At 70.4% G+C, this 17203-nt stretch carries 17 protein-coding genes; 10 read left to right on the top strand and 7 right to left on the bottom strand.

Annotated elements, in window-relative coordinates:
- The first annotated feature begins 134 nt into the window (after window positions 1–134).
- Window positions 135–1061 carry an alpha/beta hydrolase gene (locus tag ABZU76_RS04770; protein WP_354865118.1) on the top strand — a complete coding sequence of 309 codons (927 nt, stop codon included), beginning with the start codon at window positions 135–137 and terminating at the stop codon, window positions 1059–1061.
- A 14-nt stretch (window positions 1062–1075) separates the two neighbouring features.
- Here the strand turns inward: ABZU76_RS04770 and ABZU76_RS04765 are convergent, their stop codons facing one another.
- From ABZU76_RS04765 to ABZU76_RS04755, 3 genes are all read right to left on the bottom strand, one after another.
- Window positions 1076–1888: an SAM-dependent methyltransferase gene (locus ABZU76_RS04765; protein ID WP_354865116.1), complete on the bottom strand. Its 813-nt coding sequence runs from the start codon at window positions 1886–1888 to the stop codon at window positions 1076–1078.
- 92 nt (window positions 1889–1980) lie between these two features.
- Window positions 1981–2559 (bottom strand): HAD family phosphatase, encoded by a 579-nt coding sequence (locus tag ABZU76_RS04760; protein WP_354865114.1) that lies wholly within the window; start codon window positions 2557–2559, stop codon window positions 1981–1983.
- Complete coding sequence (locus tag ABZU76_RS04755; RefSeq protein WP_354865112.1) at window positions 2556–3575, bottom strand: GntG family PLP-dependent aldolase; 1020 nt, start codon at window positions 3573–3575, stop codon at window positions 2556–2558. The genes ABZU76_RS04760 and ABZU76_RS04755 overlap by 4 nt, the downstream gene beginning before the upstream one ends.
- Before the next feature lie 137 nt (window positions 3576–3712).
- On the opposite strand from ABZU76_RS04755, the gene ABZU76_RS04750 reads away from it, so the two are divergent.
- The 3 genes from ABZU76_RS04750 to ABZU76_RS04740 are packed head-to-tail and all read left to right on the top strand — an operon-like array spanning window position 3713 to window position 5553.
- Complete coding sequence (locus tag ABZU76_RS04750; RefSeq protein ID WP_354865110.1) at window positions 3713–4222, top strand: SigE family RNA polymerase sigma factor; 510 nt, start codon at window positions 3713–3715, stop codon at window positions 4220–4222.
- The gene (locus ABZU76_RS04745) at window positions 4215–4916 is read left to right on the top strand and encodes a hypothetical protein (RefSeq protein WP_354865108.1); all 702 of its coding nucleotides are present in this window, start codon (window positions 4215–4217) and stop codon (window positions 4914–4916) included. Before ABZU76_RS04750 ends, ABZU76_RS04745 begins: the two co-directional genes overlap by 8 nt.
- Window positions 4917–4953: 37 nt before the next feature.
- The gene (locus tag ABZU76_RS04740) at window positions 4954–5553 is read left to right on the top strand and encodes a TetR family transcriptional regulator (RefSeq protein ID WP_220245140.1); all 600 of its coding nucleotides are present in this window, start codon (window positions 4954–4956) and stop codon (window positions 5551–5553) included.
- A 4-nt stretch (window positions 5554–5557) separates the two neighbouring features.
- Here the strand turns inward: ABZU76_RS04740 and ABZU76_RS04735 are convergent, their stop codons facing one another.
- The gene (locus ABZU76_RS04735; protein WP_220245139.1) at window positions 5558–6262 is read right to left on the bottom strand and encodes an FCD domain-containing protein; all 705 of its coding nucleotides are present in this window, start codon (window positions 6260–6262) and stop codon (window positions 5558–5560) included.
- 164 nt (window positions 6263–6426) lie between these two features.
- On the opposite strand from ABZU76_RS04735, the gene ABZU76_RS04730 reads away from it, so the two are divergent.
- The 4 genes from ABZU76_RS04730 (at window position 6427) to ABZU76_RS04715 (ending at window position 11591) form a co-directional block, all read left to right on the top strand.
- The gene (locus tag ABZU76_RS04730) at window positions 6427–7734 is read left to right on the top strand and encodes an ABC transporter substrate-binding protein (RefSeq protein ID WP_354865106.1); all 1308 of its coding nucleotides are present in this window, start codon (window positions 6427–6429) and stop codon (window positions 7732–7734) included.
- A gap of 61 nt (window positions 7735–7795) precedes the next feature.
- A complete protein-coding gene (locus ABZU76_RS04725) occupies window positions 7796–8650 on the top strand; it encodes a sugar ABC transporter permease (RefSeq protein ID WP_354865104.1) in 855 nt (284 codons plus the stop codon).
- A gap of 2 nt (window positions 8651–8652) precedes the next feature.
- The gene (locus tag ABZU76_RS04720) at window positions 8653–9540 is read left to right on the top strand and encodes a carbohydrate ABC transporter permease (RefSeq protein ID WP_354865102.1); all 888 of its coding nucleotides are present in this window, start codon (window positions 8653–8655) and stop codon (window positions 9538–9540) included.
- Complete coding sequence (locus tag ABZU76_RS04715; protein WP_354865100.1) at window positions 9537–11591, top strand: alpha-galactosidase; 2055 nt, start codon at window positions 9537–9539, stop codon at window positions 11589–11591. The genes ABZU76_RS04720 and ABZU76_RS04715 overlap by 4 nt, the downstream gene beginning before the upstream one ends.
- A 58-nt stretch (window positions 11592–11649) precedes the next feature.
- Here ABZU76_RS04715 and ABZU76_RS04710 read toward each other — a convergent pair whose 3' ends face one another.
- From ABZU76_RS04710 to ABZU76_RS04700, 3 genes are read right to left on the bottom strand one after another with little or no spacing between them, the layout of a single operon-like run.
- Window positions 11650–12654: a beta-propeller fold lactonase family protein gene (locus ABZU76_RS04710; protein WP_354865098.1), complete on the bottom strand. Its 1005-nt coding sequence runs from the start codon at window positions 12652–12654 to the stop codon at window positions 11650–11652.
- On the bottom strand, window positions 12651–13265 hold the full coding sequence (locus ABZU76_RS04705; RefSeq protein ID WP_354865096.1) for a bifunctional 4-hydroxy-2-oxoglutarate aldolase/2-dehydro-3-deoxy-phosphogluconate aldolase: 615 nt from the start codon (window positions 13263–13265) through the stop codon (window positions 12651–12653). The genes ABZU76_RS04710 and ABZU76_RS04705 overlap by 4 nt, the downstream gene beginning before the upstream one ends.
- Window positions 13262–14206 (bottom strand): sugar kinase, encoded by a 945-nt coding sequence (locus tag ABZU76_RS04700; RefSeq protein WP_354865094.1) that lies wholly within the window; start codon window positions 14204–14206, stop codon window positions 13262–13264. The genes ABZU76_RS04705 and ABZU76_RS04700 overlap by 4 nt, the downstream gene beginning before the upstream one ends.
- Before the next feature lie 188 nt (window positions 14207–14394).
- On the opposite strand from ABZU76_RS04700, the gene ABZU76_RS04695 reads away from it, so the two are divergent.
- Together ABZU76_RS04695 and ABZU76_RS04690 are read left to right on the top strand one after the other, a co-directional pair.
- The gene (locus ABZU76_RS04695) at window positions 14395–16452 is read left to right on the top strand and encodes a hypothetical protein (protein WP_354865092.1); all 2058 of its coding nucleotides are present in this window, start codon (window positions 14395–14397) and stop codon (window positions 16450–16452) included.
- A 33-nt stretch (window positions 16453–16485) separates the two neighbouring features.
- Window positions 16486–17190 (top strand): SDR family oxidoreductase, encoded by a 705-nt coding sequence (locus ABZU76_RS04690; protein WP_354865090.1) that lies wholly within the window; start codon window positions 16486–16488, stop codon window positions 17188–17190.
- Window positions 17191–17203: the final 13 nt, after the last annotated feature.

Genomic DNA, 17203 nt, shown 5'->3' with positions numbered 1-17203 from the left:
CGACCTTCGGTGCGGCGACCGGCCACGACGGCTGGGCGCCGCATCGGCGTGTTCGCACCCTGACGTGATCCTCATCGCTTCCTCACATCGGTCCGCCACCGTGGAGCGCGTACCGCTCCGCCGAAGAAGGACCGATGACCACCACTCGAACCGCCGGGTCGCTGCTGGCTCTGCTGTGTGCGCTCGCCGTCACGGCCTGCTCGGCCAACACCAACGCCACCGCCAACACCAACGCCACCGCCCCTGACCAGCCGGGGCAGCAGACCTCGGCGCAGCAGACCCCAACAAAAGCGCCGGTCACCTCCACTCAGCGGCTGTCCGCCACCCCGCCGCCGCCGTACGAGGTCACCGTGCCGGAGCGTACGCGCAAGACCGCGCAGGGTTTCCCCGTCAACACCTGTGTGCCCGACCGGCTCGACCCGCAGGTGCTCAGCCTCACCACCTCGGACGGCTTCCACCTGCCGGCGATCGAGCTGGGGTCCGGTGACCGCGGGATCCTCCTCGACCACGAGTCCGGCTACTACATCTGCTCGTGGCTGGACACCGCGGAGAAGTTCGCCGCCAAGGGCTACCACGTGATGGTGTTCGAGTACCGCGGCCACGGCGCGGCGCAGAAGAACAACGGCTCCATAACCGGCAACTTCGACACCGACACCAGCGCCGCGCTCGCCGAGCTGCACCGCCGCGGCGCGAAGTCGATGCTGCTGGGCGGCGCTTCTTGCGGCGGCAGCTCGGCCACGCGGCTCGCGGCCAAGGAACCGCAGCTCGTGGGCCTGCTGATCCTGTCCTCGCCGAGCAACTGCGGGGGTGACTCGGTGACGGCCATCCGCAAGGTCACCAAGCCGGCGTTCTTCGCCGTCGAGCCCGACGACTACAGCGGCAACATGATCGGCGAGGTGAAGAAGCTGTACGAAGCGTCCGGCGCGCCCGCGGCCGACAAGCACCTGGAGATTCTGCCCGGCGGGACCCACGGCACCGACATGCTGCGGGACCCCAAAACCAAGGACCAGCTGGAAAAGCTGATCTTCGACTTCGTCGACTCGTGTTTCCGGCGAGTCTGAAGCTCCACAGTGGACTATGGAACCCGCGCCACCCCGGCCAGCGTCGTGAAGTTCGTCGGCGTGAGCGGCGCCAGGCGCGGGCCGCCCGGCCACCACAGGTGCGGGTGGGTCAGGCCGGGCGGCAGGAGTTCGAGCCCGGCGAACAGCGACGTGATCTGCTCGCGCGTGCGGTAGAGCGTGTCGAGGCCGGTGGTGGCGAAGCGGGCTTGCAGTGAGGTCGCCAGCTCGGCGGCCGCGCTGCCGTCCGCGGGGTTGTACTGGTGCAGCAGCACGAGGTACGAGCCGGGCGCGAGCGCGTCGACGTAGGCCTTCACCACCGCCTGCGCCACGGCGAAGTCGGGGATGTGGTGCACCACCGCGCACAGGATGAGGCCCAGCGGACGCTCGAAGTCCAGGTGAGCCGTCACGTCCGGGTGCGCCAGCGTGCGCTCGTGGTCGAGCAGGTCGGCGCCGACCATGTGGGTGTAGTCGTTCTCCGCCAGCACCGCGCGGCCGTGGGCCTGCACCACCGGGTCGTGGTCGACGTAGACCACGTGCGCCTCGGGGTTCACGCGCTGGGCGACCTGGTGCGTGTTCTCCACCGTCGGAAAGCCCGAACCGAGGTCGAGGAACTGGTCGATACCCAGGCGGTCGGTGAGCATCCGCACCGCGCGCACCAGCCACTGCCGCACTTCCTGCGCCATGGCCTGCGCGGTCGGCGCGAGCTCCAGGATCTGGCGCAGCACGGCGCGGTCGGCGGCGTAGTGGTCACGGCCGCCCATCAGGGCGTCGTACACCCGCGCGTTGTTCGGCCGGTCGAAGTCGACCGGTGGGAGGTGGTCGGCCACAGCGCACCTACCGGAGAAGATCGGTCAGGACGCGCACAGCTTAGGTGATCGAGTTCGCGCCGAGTGGGCGGCCGGGTCGCGAAGGTGAGGCCTCAGTCGAGCGCGGCGCGGGCGGCCTCGGCGCCGTCCCACAGCTGCGCCCGGATGCCGACGGCACGCGCCCCCACCACATTGGACTCACGGTCGTCGAAGAACAGGCACTCCTCCGGCTTCGCGCCAAGCTTTTCCAGCAACAGCCCGAAAATCTCGGCGTCGGGCTTGGCGAGTTTCACGTCACCCGAGAACAGCGTGACGCGGAACAGCTTCGCCCACTCCTGCTCGCGCACCCACTTGCCGAACGACGAAGGCGCGTTCGACAGCAGCGCCAGCGCGGCCCCGGCCTCCGACAGCGCTTCGAGCAGCTCCAGCGACGACGGCGCCAGGTTCGACCAGCCCGCGATGTCGATGGCTGTGAGCTCCTCCGACATCGTGTCGTCCACGCGGGCACCCAGGCGGTCGCCGATCGACGTCCAGTACGCGAGGTCGCTCGACCCGCGGTCGTACGGCTCGCGCACCGCCCAGTACACGGGCTCGAACTCCTCGGCGGGCACGCCCATCGTGGCCGCGAGCTTCGGCAGCGCGGTGGTGCGCGTGCAGAGGACCTCGCCGTAGTCGAAGACGATCCAGTTCATCGCGCGCCCGCCTTGATGCGCTGCAGCGCGTCTTCGACGGCGGTGGGTTCGAGGTCGCGGTGCAGCACGAAGCGCACCTTGCCGGCCATCGGCAGCGCCTGGATGCCGAGCGAACCGAGCCACTCCAGGGCCACGCCCAGGTCGGGGACCTCGGCGAGCACGATGTTGGTGTCCGGCGTGGCGACGCCCCAGCCGTGCTCGGCCAGGCCCGCGGCCAGGCGCCGGGCCCGCTCGTGGGTCTCGGCCAGCTCGCCGACGTTCTCCAGCGCGACCAGACAGGCCGCGGCGAGAATGCCGCCCTGGCGCACGCCGCCGCCGAGCATCTGGCGCATCCGGCGCGCCTGCTCCACGAACTCGACACTGCCCGCGACGACCGAGCCGACCGGCGCGCCGAGGCCCTTGCTGAAGCACGCGCTCACGCTGTCGACGCCGACGGTCAGCGCCGCCGGCGGCACACCCAGCGCGACGGCCGCGTGCCAGATGCGGGCGCCGTCGAGGTGGACGTTGAGCCCGGCTTCCTTCGCGACGGCGACCAGCCGCGCGTGCTCCTCGGGCGGGGTGACGGCGCCGCCGGCCGCGTTGTGCGTGTTCTCCAGGCACAGCAGCGTGGTGCGCAGCGTGAAATACGGGCCGGGGTTGCCGATGGACGCGCGCAACAGCTCGGGCGTCGGGCGGCCGGGGCCGGCGTCGTGCTCCAGGATGTCGGGCATGCCGCCGGCGAGCCACGCGGCGGAGCCGAGCTCGTTGGTGAGCACGTGGGCGCCGCGCGTCGCGAGGAAGCGGTCGCCGCGCTTGAGGTGCACGGACAGCGCGATGAGGTTCGCCATGGTCCCGCTCGGCGTCCACAGCGCGGCGGGCATGCCGAGCGTCGCGGCGGCGCGCTCTTCGAGCTGGGCGATGGTCGGGTCGGTGCCGATCACGTTGTCGTCGACCTCGGCCTCGGCCATGGCGGCCCGCATGCGCCGATCCGGGCGGGTGACGGTGTCGGAGCGGAAATCGAGCGGAGTCGAGGTCACGCCGCGATCACATCACACCGCCACCCGCGCGATCAATGCGGCGGGGGGTGGAAGGAATCGGTGGTCTCGTGCAACCGTGGACGCCCCCGGTTCCGTCCTTGAGGACGGATGAGCAGAAGAGCGGAGCAGCGGACCGCGTGGACCAGCGCGACGAAGACGAGTTCGCGGAGTACTTCTCCGCGAAGCGGGACGCCGTGCGCCGGACCGCGTACTTGCTCTGTGGCGATTGGCACAAGGCCGACGACCTCGCCCAGACGGCGTTCGTCGCCCTGCACCGGAGGTGGAAGAAGATCAGGGACCGCGCCGCGACCGACGCGTATGTGCGCAAAACGCTCGTGCGCGCCGTCATCGACGAGTCGCGCCGGCCGTGGCGCCGGGAGTGGCAGGCCGAGGTCATGCCGGAACCGATGCCGGACGCGCCCGGCCTGGCCGAGCGCGTCGCGACCAGGGAAGACCTGCTGGCGGCGCTGAAGGAAGTGCCGCCGAAGCAACGCGCGGTGCTCGTGCTGCGGTTCTTCGAGGGCCTGGACGTGACGGCCGCGGCGAAGGCGCTGGGCTGCAGCGAGGGCAACGTGAAGAGCCAGACCGCACGGGGGCTGGCGAACCTGAGAGAGGTGCTGGAACGGGAGGTGGAGGCCAATGGATGAGCGTGACGCGGAGTCGTTGTTCTCCGGCCTGCCCGGTGCGGTGCCGCCTCCGTCTTTCACGAAGGACGACGTCGTCCGCGAGTCGCGCCGGCTGACGCTGCGCCGCCGCAACCGCATTGCCGCTGGTGGGAGCGCCGTTGTCCTGGCTTTGGTGGGGTTCGGCGCCTACGGGCTCGTGACCGGAACGGGCGGTAAGCCCGATTCCGCCGCTGTCATGAATTCGGCCGAAGCTCCCGCGCAACCCGGTGCGTCGGCTGCGCGTCCTTTGGGTACTGGGGAGGGGAACTTCCCGGCTCTGCCGCCTCAGCAGGGAGGCAGTGGAGACGGGAGGACCGGCCCTCGGGTCGAAGGCGCCTCCGGGTGCGAAAAGGTGGACTGGGAGCTCGCCACCGCCCTCGCTGGCGAGCTCCCAGGTCACTTCACCGCCACGGAAGCCTCCCAGGGCAGCATCTGTACGACGGGTGCCCGCGGAGCCGGGTTCCCCCTGCCGGACGGCTCGATCTCCGCGGCCGTGTTCCCGCGCGGGGCGCCGGTGACGTACCCGGTGCAGTCGGCGGGTGCGGTGACTGAGCGTGCCGCCACCGGTACGGGCGGGACCCTCGTGCTGGTGAGTGTGCCGGGGATGTTCGGGCACCCCGCGCCGTACGCCGGTGACCTGGCGCGCTTCGCCGCATCGCTGGCCCCCCGGTTCTGACGGGCGGTTGATGGAGCGGCTGGCAGAATGACCGGCCATGACGGCAGCAGCAACCACCCCGAAGGGCGAGCGCCGGCGAGCCACCCTCGTCGAAGCCGCGGCGGAGCTGCTGGCCGAAGGCGGGTTCGACGCGGTGCGCCACCGGGCCGTCGCCGAGCGGGCCGGCCTGCCGCTCGCGTCCACGACGTACTACTTCGACTCGCTCGAGGACCTGGTGACTGCGGCGGTCGAGCACCACTCGCAGGTGGAGCTCGCCAACGGACGGCAGCAGCTGGAGGAACTGGCCACCCGCAACCGCGGCGTCTCGGCGACCGTGGAGCTGGTGCTGGACCTCCTGCTGGGCCCGCCTTCCGGCGACCCGGAGGCCGACGCGGAGGCGGTGCTCCTGCGGTACGAGCGCCTGGTGGCCACCGGGCGGCGGCCGTACTTGAGGCCGTTGATGCGGACGTTGTCGGATCAGTTGAACGAGCTGCTGGTGGAGATCTTCACCCGCTCGGGGACGCCGGTGGACGGCGTGGAGCTGGAGAAGCTGGTGGCCCTCGTCGACGGCGCGGTGGTGAACGCCTTGATCGCGGTGGACCCGGCTCCTCGTGCTGCGGCGGCGAGGATGTTGCAGGCCGCGCTCGCCGAAAGCTGACCCCCTAGCGCCGCGACTTCTTCGCCTTGTCCAAGTCGTCCCGGGACTTCGTCACCAACGCGAACATCGCACTCTCCGCCGCCCCCGGATCGCGCGCCAGGATCGCGTCCAGGACCTTCCGGTGTGACGGCACGGGGTTGTCCGACGGTCCCGACCCGTGCACCAGCTTGTCCCGCTCCGCGAGGCCGATCGCGATGACGCGTTCCACCTGAAGGAGGAAGTTGTTGTGCGTCGCGGTCATCAGGGCGCGGTGGAACGTCAGGTCGGCGCGGACGCTGGCTTCGGGGTCGTCGCCGGCGGTGGTCATGTCGTCGAGGGCGGCTTGCAGGGCGGCCAGGTCGGCGGGATCCGCGCGTTCGGCGGCGATGCGCGCGGCGGCGGGTTCGACGACGGTGCGGACCTCGGTCAGCTCGTCGAGCAGGCCCGGGTCGTCGCTGGCCGCGGTTTGCCAGCGCATGACGTCGGTGTCGAGCATGTTCCACTGCTCGCGCGGCTGGACGAAGGTGCCGCGCTTCTGGCGGGCGTCGATCATTCCCTTGGCTGCCAGCACTTTCAGCGCCTCGCGCAGGGCGGTGAGGCTGATGTCGAGCTCTTCGCGCAGCGCGGGCAGGTCGAGCACGGTGCCCTCGCCCCACTCGTCGGACAGGATCCGGGCGGCGAGCGTCTCCACGGTCTGTCCGTGCAGACCGCGGGGCCGGTGTTCGGACAATGGAGGTCCCCTCAGTCGGCAGTGCGGAGTCATCCTACCTCGGACGCGATTACGTCATAAATTATGAATACATCTTGACAGCCGCCAGCCCGGTTGCAAGTCTGTGCCAGCAGTCACTCCCCCGCAGGGGAGCGACGCTCCATTCAGACAAAGGGGTCACAGCGATGACGACTGCAGAAGGCCTGTCCCGCCGTCATTTCCTGCGCAACGCCGGCATCGTCGGCCTGGGCGCGCTCGGTTCGAGCAGCTTTCTCGCCGCATGCGCCACTTCGGCCTCCAACGGCCCGGTGAAACAGGCCGCCGGTGCGGTCACCGTCCAGTCGAACCTCTCCTCGCCGCAGGCGAAGGTCGCGATCGAGGCGCTCGCCAAGGCGTTCGGCGACAAGGGCGGCGCGACGGCGACGGTCAACACCGTCGCGTCGGAAACGTTCCGCACGCAGCTGCCGAGCTACCTGACCTCGGCGAACCCGCCCGACAGCTTCACCTGGTACCCGGGTTCGCTGCTGTCGGGCTACGCCAAGAAGGGCCTGCTGCTCGACGTCGGCGACGTGTGGCAGACGATGGGCAACTACACCCCGGCCATGCGCAGCCTCTCCGGCGACGGCGCGGGCCACCAGGTGTTCGTGCCCACGAGCTACTACTTCTGGGGCTTCTTCTACCGCAAGTCCAACTTCGCCAAGTGGGGCGTGACGCCGCCGAGCACCTGGACTGAGTTCCTCGCGCTGTGCGAGACGTTGAAGGGCAAGGGCATCTCGCCCATCGGCCTCGGCGCGGGCGGCGGTACCCAGTGGACTGCCTCGGCGTGGTTCGACTATCTCAACATCCGCATCAACGGCGCGCAGTTCCACCGCGACCTGCTCGCCGGCCGCGGCCGCTTCGACGACCCGAAGGTCAAGAAGATCTTCGACCCGTGGCGTCAGGCGCTGCCCTACACCGACCCGAACGGCACGGCGCTCGCGTTCCAGGACGCCACCACCGTGCTGCTGCAGGGCAAGACCGGCATGGTGCTCACCGGCACCTTCTTCGCCGACGCGGCTCCGAAGGACGCGCTGGACGACCTCGACTTCTTCCAGTTCCCGATCCTCGACCCGAGCGTGCCCGTCGCCGAGGAGGGCCCGACCGACGGCTTCTTCGCCAGCGCCCGCTCGCCGCACGTGGCCGAGGTCAAGGAGTGGTTCAAGTACGTGGCCACGGCCGAGGCGCAGGAGCTCTACATCAAGAACTCCTCCGGCACGGTGCTGCCCGCGAACCCGTCGGCGAAGAACAACGGCACGCCGCTGGTCGTGAAGGGCAAGAAGATGCTCGACGAGGCCAAGGAGCTCACGCAGTTCTTCAACCGCGACTCCTCCGACGCGCTGCAGCCGACGGCCGACGCCGCGCTCATCCGCTTCATCCAGAAGCCGAACGAGCTCGACTCGATCCTGAGCGACTGGCAGACCGCCGCGGCGAAGGTCTTCCAGGGGCAGTCCTGACATGGCGGTGCTCGCAGCTCCGGCTGCCCCGGTGAAGCGTCGGAGGCGCGCGGTCCGCCGCGTGCCCCCGACGCTGCTCCTGTTCGTGCTCGTGCCCGTGGCCGTCGAGGGCTTCTGGGTCTTCTGGCCGGCGCTGCAGGGGTTCTACCTGTCGCTGACCAACTGGGACGGGGTCTCGGCGCCGACGTTCGTGGGACTCGACAACTACGCCGAGATGTTGTCCGACGACATCTTCGGCACGGCCGCGCTCGACACGGTGATCTGGATCGTGCTGTTCGGCGGGTTGTCGGCGGCGGGCGGGCTCGGGCTCGCCATGCTGCTCAACCGCGAGCGCAAGGGCGTCGGGTTCTACCGGGCCGCGCTGTTCACGCCCGTGGTGTTCTCGCTCGTCGCCACGGCGCTGATCTGGCAGGCGATCTACCAGCCCGACGGCGTGTTCAACAACGTCCTCGGCGCGATCGGTCTGGACAGCTGGAAACACTCGTGGCTCGCCGATCCCGACACCGCGCTCTACGCGGTGCTCGTGCCGGCGTTGTGGCGCCAGCTCGGTTACGTGATGGTGCTGTACCTGGCCGGCCTCAAGGGCATCGACCCCGCGCTGTACGAGGCGGCCAAATTGGACGGTGCCACGGGGTGGCAGCAGTTCCGCCACGTGACGTGGCCGCAGCTGCGCAGCGTCAACTCCGTGGTCCTGTCGGTGATCATCATCGACTCGCTGCGGTCGTTCGACGTGGTGTGGTCGATGACGAAGGGCGGGCCGTACCACTCGTCCGAGCTGCTGAGCACCTACATGTACTCCACCGCGTTCCAGTCCCTGCGGCTCGGTTACGCGTCCGCACTGGCCGTGGTGATCTTCGTCCTCGCCTTCGGTGTGATCGTGACCTACCTCGTGCGAGCGTTCCGGGAGGACCAGTGAGCGTGACCACGACCCGGCCGGCACCCGCTGCCGCGCCGGAGGAACGAGTTCCGGCCAAGCCCAACCACCAGCGCGCACGCCGCACGTTCGGCTTCCACGTGCTGGCCGGCGGCCTGTCCGTCCTGTGGCTGCTGCCGATCGTGCTGGTCATCACGACCAGCGTCCGGTCCTTTTCGGACATCGCGAGCAACGGCCTCGGCGCGCTGCCGCACTCGTTCGACCTCAGCTCGTTCGGTGAGGCGTGGGGCGTCGGCGGCGGTGGCCACGCGATGCTCAACAGCTTCATCGTCACGATCCCGACCGTGCTGCTGTCGCTACTGCTCGCGTCGGCCGCGGCGTTCGCGCTGAGCCGGTTCCAGATCCCGTTCCGGCGCACGATCATCCTCGTGATGCTGTCGGGCAACCTGCTGCCGCCGCAGATCCTGCTGGTGCCGGTGTCGAAGCTGTCCGAGCTGCTCGGCATCTACGACACGCTCACCGCGCTGATCATCGTGCAGGTCGGCTTCGGGCTCGGCTTCTACACGTTCGTGCTGCAGGGTTTCATGCGGTCCATCCCGGATGAGATCCAGCAGGCGGCGCTGATCGACGGCGCCGGGCCGATCACCATCTTCTGGCGCATCATCCTGCCGATGACGCGTCCGGCGCTGGCGGCGCTCGGCGCGCTGGCGTTCACCTGGACGTTCAACGACCTCCTGTGGTCGATCACCGTGCTGCGCACTGAAACCGTGATGCCGGTGACGCCGGCGTTGCTCGGCCTGCAGGGCCAGTACGTGTCCAACTGGAACGTGATCGCGGCGGGTTCGGTGATCGCCGCCGTGCCGACCGTGGCCGTGTTCCTGCGGTTCCAGAAGCACTTCATCTCCGGGCTCGCGATCGGGGCGATCAAGTGAACCAACAGTGGACGCTCGAACTCGAGTCCACTTCGTACACCGTCACGCTGGAGCCGGGGAACCGGTGGCTGGAGCTCGTCGCGTGGGGTCCGCGCGGCGTCGAGCGTGGTCCGTCGCCGGTGGTCAACCGCGGTGACGTGCATTTCATCACCGACGCGGACGCGGCTCCGGTGGAGTACGCGCCGCGCGGGCTGCGGCCGTTCTCGGGCGCGGACCTCGTCGTGGCGGGGGATTCGTGGTGGCGCTTCGCCGCCGACGAGTCCACGGAAACCGTGCTGCGGCTGGCTTTTGTCGACGAGGTGACCGGGCTGCGGGCGGTGCAGTGTTACCGCGCGGAACCGGGTACCGATGTGCTGTGCCGGTGGGTCGAGTTCACGAACACCGGTGGCGCGGCCATCGAGGTCGACCGGCTCGGTTCGGCGGGCGTGTGTGTGCCGACCGGGCCCGAGGGTGCGCGGCTGACCTACTTGACCGGGCAGTGGGCGCAGGAGTTCACGCGCCGCTCGACCGTGCTCGAAGCGGGCGGTTTCCACATGGAGAGCCGCTTCGGCGTGCCGGGGCACCAGTACGTGCCGTGGCTGGCGGTGCAGGACGCGGGCTCGCCGGACGGTCCCGCGTACGGCGTTTCCCTGGCCTGGTCGGGTTCGTGGGAGCTCGACGCCGAGATCGAGCCGAGTGGGCTCACGCGCGTGCGCGCGGGCCGGCTGGCCAATCCCGGCCCGATCCTGCTCGAACCCGGCGCCGCACTGTCCACTCCGGAGCTGGCACTGGCGTCCAGCGTGGACGGGCTCGCCGGGCTGGCCGACGTGTGGCACGCGTACTCGCGCAAGCTCGCCGGGCCACGGCTCGAAAAGCGCCGCCCGGTGCTCTACAACTCCTGGGAAGCCACCGGTTTCGAGGTCAACGGCGCGCGTCAGCTCGACCTCGCCAAGCAGGCCGCGGACCTGGGCGTGGAGCTGTTCGTGGTGGACGACGGCTGGTTCGTCGGCCGCGACGACGACACTGGCGGTCTGGGCGACTGGACGCCGGAGCAGTCGTCGTTCGAGGGCGGCTTCGGCGCGTTCGTCGACTCCGTGCGCGCGCTGGGCCTGGACTTCGGTCTGTGGGTGGAGCCCGAGGCGATCAGCCCGAAGTCGAAGCTCTACGCGGAACACCCGGACTGGGTCTACCGCCTCGACGGCCGCCCCGCGACGCTGATCCGCAACCAGCTCCTGCTCGACCTCGGCAAGCCCGAGGTGTTCGAGTACGTGCGCGGAGTGCTCGACGAGCTGCTCACCGCGTACCCGATCTCCTACCTCAAGTGGGACATGAACCGCCCGCCGACCGAACGCGGCCGCCCCGGTGCGCCGGCGGCGGACCTCGACGCCGAGCACGTCGCCAACTACCACCGGCTGCTCGACCACTTGCGCACGACGTACCCCGACCTCATCGTCGAGTCGTGCGCCGGCGGCGGTGGCCGCACGGACCTGGCGACGGTGTCGCGCAGCGATGTCGTGTGGCCCAGCGACAACACCGCGCCGCTGGACCGGCTGCGGATCCAGGACGGGTTCCTGCTGATGCACGCGCCGCACCTGATGAGCTCGTGGGTCACCGACGCGCCCGGCGTGTTCGACCCGCGGCCGCGCTCGCTGCGGTTCCGGTTCGTGCTCGCGATGGCGGGCGTGCTGGGCATCGGGGCCGACCTGTCGCACTGGAATGCCGACCAGCGGTCGGAAGCCGCGGAGCTGATCACGCGGTACAAGGAGTTGCGGCCGGTCCTCCACACCGGACGGTGCCGCGTCCTTTCCGGACCTGCGTCACCCACGGCGGCCAGCCAGTACACGCTCGGCGACCAGACCGTGGTGCTCGCCTGGAGCACCGGTCAGCTCGTGGGGACGCCGCTCGTGCCGGGCCGCTCGTCGCGCATCAAGCTGCACGGGCTCGACGCGGCCGCCACGTACCGCGACGAGGCCGGCGTGGAGTACTCCGGTGCGCACCTCGTGCACGTGGGTCTGCCCGTCGAGTGGACCGCGCAGCACGACGCAGACGTGTTCGTCCTCACCCAGGTCTGAACTCAGCGAAACGCCCTGCCGGCTTCACTGGGCCGGCAGGGCGTTTTCCGCGTCCGGATCAGAAGCTCAGCGGCAGCACGAAGCTCGGCGACCCCGTCGGGATCTTCACGACCTCGGCCTTGCCCAGCTCGTCGAGCGGGAACGCGGTCAGCACGTTGTCGAACTGCGCCGCGACGTAACAAACCCCGTCCACCACGGCGAAGTGCCGAGGGTGCGCACCACAAGCCTGGTCCGCGACGGCCGCGAGCGGAGAGCCGGAGAACGACGTGACGCAGTCCGCACCACGGTTCGACAGGTAGACACCCGAGTCGAGGATCTCCAGGTGCGCCACGATGTTCTCGCCCTCAAGCGCGCCGTGCGTGGCCGGCGTCGAAGAGACCACCTCGAACGCGCCCGGCGACGTCTCCCGAACCGTCAGCACCTCACTGGACAGCTCACAGGCCACGTAGGCCAGGTCGGAGCCGGGAATCCGCACGAGCTGCCGCGGCCCACTGCCCGCCGGCAGCTTCGACACGGCGAGTGGCGTCAGCTCGCCGGCGTCGGACAGCGTGTAGCTGCGGATCTCGTCCGTCCCCAGGTCCACGGCACTCACGATGGACCCGTCGGCGCTCGGCACCGCCATGTGGACGTGCGCGGCCTCTTGGCGCACCTCGTTCGGCCCGGTCCCACTGTGCTGCACCAGATCTGTCCGGCCCGTGATCCGCCCTTCGGCCGACAGCCCGAAAACCGCGAGACTGCCCCCGGTGTAGTTGGCGCACAACAGGAACCGGCCGTCCGGCGTCACCGCGAGGTGGCACGGGTGCGCGCCGCCGCTCGGCACCTCGGAATCCAGCACGGTCAGCGCACCGTCCACAAGCGACACCGACGAGACGGCGCCGGAGTCGGTCTCGTTGGTCGTGTACAGCACCGGCAACGTCGGGTGCTTGACCAGCCACGACGGCGACCTCAGCTCCAGCGTGGAGTCGAGAACAAGACCGGTGGAATCGCGGCGGAACGTGGAGATCCCATCGCCCTTCCCGCCCATCTCGGCGGTGTAGCAGCCGACCAGCACGACGTCCGTCACGAGCCCTCCCTCACCATCGCGGCCACCCGGGCGCGGATGTCCTCGGCGGTCCCGCGCGTGAGCGCCGAACCCATGCCGACCGCGACCGCGCCCGCCGCGAGCCACTCTGGCACGTCCTCGGGGGCGATTCCACCCGTCGGCACGAGCGGCGCCTGGGGCAGCGCCGCGCGCACGTCCTTGACCCACCGCGGGCCCAGCGCAGTGGCGGGGAAGACCTTCACCGCGTCGGCGCCTTCTTCGAGCGCCCGCACGATTTCCGTGACGGAGCCCGCGCCCGGGAACGCGGCCGCGCCGTACCGGTGAGCGGTGCGGATCACGGCGGCCTCGACGTTCGGCGACACCAGGAACCGCGCCCCCGCGCGGATCGCGAGCACGGCCGAGGCCTCGTCGAGCACCGTGCCGGCGCCGATCGTGGCGTCGGGGTACGCGGCCGTGAGCTCCTCGATCGCGGCCAGTGCACCGGAGTTGGTGAGCGGGACTTCGATCGACCGCAGGCCCGCATCCAAGGCCGCACGAGCGGCGACCACGGCGGACGCGGCGTCCGCGGTCCGCACGATGCCCACCACTCCCTGGCGCAGGGCCGCGTGTGTGATCTCCCAGCGGTAGCTCATCGGTGTACCTCCTCGCCGCCACCGAGGGCGGCGCTCGTGCGGGCCAGTTCGGCCCGGTCGGGCAGTCCTTCCAGATCCGTCCGCGTGCCGACGACCAGCGCCGCCGACACCGCACCGGCCAGCAGCGCCTCGGCGGGCGAACCGCCGCGCAGCCAGGACGACAGGTAGCCGGACGTGAGCGCGTCGCCCGCGCCCACCGGGTCGACGACGTGCGTGACCAGGGTTTCCTGGCTCCACTCGTACTCGGCCGTGACCGCGCGCGCCACCTTGTCGCGCTGCTTCACCACGACCGTGCCGACGCCCTTGGCGATCAGTTCGGGCGCCGTCGCGTCGAGCAGTTCCAGCTCGTCTTCGCCGGCGAACACCAGATCCGCCTGGTGCAGCAGCGGTCCCACCGTCTCGCGCCACTGCGCCGGCGACGCGAGCTTGAGCCGCACGTTGGGGTCGAACGCGATCGTCGCCCCCTCCGCTCGCGCCAGCTCGAACAAGGCCAGCACGGCGTCGCGCGCGGACAGCGACAGCATCGCCGTGATTCCCGAGACCAGCACGAGCCGCGCACCACCGAGGCCCGCGGCCCGGACGTAGCCGGCGGAGAGCGAGCACGCCGCCGAACCCGCACGGTGGTACTGCACGTCGATGCCGCGGCCAGGGGTGTCGTCGCGCAGCAGCAGTCCCGTGAACCCGGCCGGGTCCACCTCGACGCCCGAGACGTCCACGCCCTCGGCCCGCAGCGCGCTCAGCACGGCCGCGCCCGACGAGTCGTCGCCGACGCGGCTGAGCCAGCGCACGCGGTGGCCGAGGCGCGCGAGGCCGACCGACACGTTGGCTTCGGCCCCGGCCACGGAAGCCTGGAAAGTGTGCGCGCGCCGCAGCGCGACGCCGGGTTCCGCGAGCAGCAGCCGCATCGCTTCGCCCAGGGTGAGGACTTCGATGTCGTTCATCGCGGGAAGCATACCGCGTGAAATCTTAATTTAGGATTTATTCTTGACGCGACCTCCGCGACCCCGGCATGCTGCTCGCGGGCCGGACGATCACGGCCCCCTTCGGCGCTGTTTCGACGACGAAAGGTGTCGCCACAATGCTCCCGCGCTCCCCACGCAGATCCCGCAGAGCACTCACGATCACGGCGGTGGCCGCGGCCGCCGCCACCGTGCTCGGGCTCGCGACCCCCGCTTCCGCGGCCCCGGCCTCGCTCTTCCCGCAGCAGACCACCGCGGCCGACCAGGGCGCCCCGGACTACTACAACTCCGGTCTGGCGCAGACGCCGTACATGGGCTGGAACAACTACTTCGGCATGCCGACCGTGACCGAGGCCGGCGTGAAGGGCGTCGCCGACTACCTCGTCTCCAGCGGCCTGGCCAAGGCCGGCTACAAGTACGTCTGGATCGACGGTGGCTGGAACGCCAAGGACCCGCGGGACGCGAGCGGCAACCTCGTGCCCGACCCCGCGCGCTTCCCCTCCGGCATGGACGCGCTGGTCAAGTACATCCACGACCGCGGCCTGCTCGCCGGCATCTACACCGACGCCGGCCCGTCCGACGGCAAGAACTGCGCCGCGGGCAGCCAGGGCTACTACGAGCAGGACACGAAACGCTTCGCCACGTGGAAGTTCGACGCGATCAAGGTCGACTTCCTCTGCGGCATCGCGAACAACCTCGACCCGGCGAAGGCGTACACCGAGTTCAGCGCGGCCCTGCAGAAGGCGGGCCGCAAGATGATCCTGAACATCTGCAACCCGGTGACCGACGACTGGGGCGTGCCGCACACGCCGAGCCAGACCGCCGGCGTGTCCTACACCTTCGGCCCGCTCGTGGCCGATTCGTGGCGCACCAACACCGACGTGGCCTTCGGAACCCCGTACGAGGGGATCTACAAGGACATGCTGCGCAACGCGGACGTCAACGCGGCGCACCCCGAGGCCAACGGGCCGGGGCACTGGAACGACCCCGACTTCCTGATCCCGATGCGCAAGACGGAGCAGGGCACCCTCGAGATGAACGAGGAGGAGTCGACCACCCAGCTCGTGCTGTGGGCGGAAATGGCTTCCCCGCTCATCATCGGCTCCGACCCGCGCACGCTGCCGCAGTCGATGATCGACACGCTGAAGAACCCCGAGATCATCGCCGTCGACCAGGACAAGCTCGGAATCCAGGGTGTCCGGGTGGCCAACAACGGCTCCACGGACACCTACAGCAAGCGCCTGTCGAAGGACGGCGACCGGGCGGTCGTGCTGCTCAACCGCGGTGACGCGGACACGCAGATGACGCTGAACTTCGCCGACGCCGGCCTCACCGGCAACGTCTCGATCCGCGACCTGCGCGCCCGCGCCGACCGTGGCACGGCAACCGGCACGTACACCGTCACGGTTCCCGCGCACGGCACGGCGTTCCTGAAGCTGCACGGCACGGACCTGGTGCCCGGCACGAGCGTCGCAAGCGGCGCTTCGGCCAGCCCGGCCGTGGTGCGCACCGGCGACAAGACCGTCACGTTCACCCGTGGCCCGCTCGGCGTGCTGCAGACGCAGGGTCTCGGCAAGGGCACCTCGGTCATCGGCGGCCCGTTCCTCGGCCAGCCGGCCGCCAACGCGCACGGCTCGAACATCGACGTCTACGTCCGTGGTCTGGACAATGCCGTGTGGCAGCTGACCTACGACGGAAAGCGCTGGGGCGCCTGGCACCGGCTCGGCGGGAACCTCACCGACTCGCCGTCCGTGACGGCCGACGGCACGCTCTACACCCGCGGCACCGACGGAAGGGTCTGGACCCGCACCACCGACGGCCGCTGGTCCTCGCTCGGCTCGCCCAACGACGCGCAGATCTACGGCCGCCCCGGCGCCGCGACCTCGACGACCGGCACCACGGTCGCCGTTCGCACCCCGGACGACGGCGTGTGGGTCCGCACCCGCGACGCCGGCGGCGCGTGGTCGGACTGGACGAACATCGGCGGCACCATCTCCAGCAGCCCTACGCTCGTCGCGCAGGGCGACAAGGTCTCGGTGTTCGCGCTGGCCAGCGACTACACGCTGTGGCAGAACGACCGCAACGGCACCACGTGGGCCGGCTGGTTCAAGCAGCCGAAGTACCCGTCCGGCAACGTCGTGGGCACCCTCGGCGGTGCGGCTGACGCGAATGGCGTCTGGCTCGGGGTGCGTGGTCCGGACGACCATGTCCGCGTAGACAAGCTCTGAGCACCAGGCTCTGAGCACGAGGAGGATTTGGCGATGTCCACACCAGACAACCCGACGGCCGTGGTGACCGGTGCCGCGTCAGGCATCGGCGCGGCGACAGCGCGGCGGCTGCAGGCCGACGGCTACCGCGTCGTGGGTGTGGACCTCGCCCCCCTCCCCGACGACCTCGCCGGCGTGCGCGGCGACGTGACCGCCGACGAGACCTGGGCGCAGGTCGTCGAGCTGGCCGGCGAGGTCGACGCCCTGGTCAGCAACGCGTACGTGCCGACCACCGGCCCGCTGCACGAGATGGCGCGGGAGCAGTGGCAGCACCAGCTCGACGTGAACCTCACCGGTTCCTACCTCGCGGTGAAGGCGTGCCTGCCAACGCTTCGAGCCCGGCGGGGTTCCGTCGTGCTGGTGTCTTCGGTGCACGCGCGGTTCGGCCTGCCGGGCCACCCGGCGTACGCGGCGAGCAAGGGCGCGCTGGTGTCGCTGGCGCGCCAGCTCGCCGTGGAGTACGCGCCGGACGTGCGCGTGAACTCGGTACTGCCCGGTCCGGTGCGCACGCAGGCGTGGGACCGGCTCACCGAAGAGGACATCGAACGCAGCGCGCGGGCGACCCCCGCCGGACGCCTCGGCGACCCGGACGAGGTCGCGGCCGTGATCGCGTTCCTCCTCTCACCGGGGGCTTCGTACGTCACGGGCGCCGACCTGACCGTCGACGGCGGCTGGTCGGCCGCCAAGGATTCCGCTTAGACCGCGTCTCTTA

The organism is Amycolatopsis sp. NPDC005232 (assembly GCF_040607795.1).
Classification (GTDB): domain Bacteria; phylum Actinomycetota; class Actinomycetes; order Mycobacteriales; family Pseudonocardiaceae; genus Amycolatopsis.
The sequence above is the reverse complement of the archived record's forward strand: the minus strand, read 5'-3'. Positions and strand labels throughout refer to the sequence as shown.

Bases quoted from the DNA above. Each gene is read 5' to 3' on its own strand.
- ABZU76_RS04770 (WP_354865118.1), top strand. From the start codon at position 135: ATGACCACCACTCGAACCGCCGGGTCGCTGCTGGCTCTGCTGTGTGCG.
- ABZU76_RS04760 (WP_354865114.1), bottom strand. From the start codon at position 2,559: ATGAACTGGATCGTCTTCGACTACGGCGAGGTCCTCTGCACGCGCACC.
- ABZU76_RS04745 (WP_354865108.1), top strand. From the start codon at position 4,215: ATGGATGAGCGTGACGCGGAGTCGTTGTTCTCCGGCCTGCCCGGTGCG.
- ABZU76_RS04740 (WP_220245140.1), top strand. From the start codon at position 4,954: ATGACGGCAGCAGCAACCACCCCGAAGGGCGAGCGCCGGCGAGCCACC.
- ABZU76_RS04730 (WP_354865106.1), top strand. From the start codon at position 6,427: ATGACGACTGCAGAAGGCCTGTCCCGCCGTCATTTCCTGCGCAACGCC.
- ABZU76_RS04705 (WP_354865096.1), bottom strand. From the start codon at position 13,265: ATGAGCTACCGCTGGGAGATCACACACGCGGCCCTGCGCCAGGGAGTG.
- ABZU76_RS04700 (WP_354865094.1), bottom strand. From the start codon at position 14,206: ATGAACGACATCGAAGTCCTCACCCTGGGCGAAGCGATGCGGCTGCTG.
- ABZU76_RS04690 (WP_354865090.1), top strand. From the start codon at position 16,486: ATGTCCACACCAGACAACCCGACGGCCGTGGTGACCGGTGCCGCGTCA.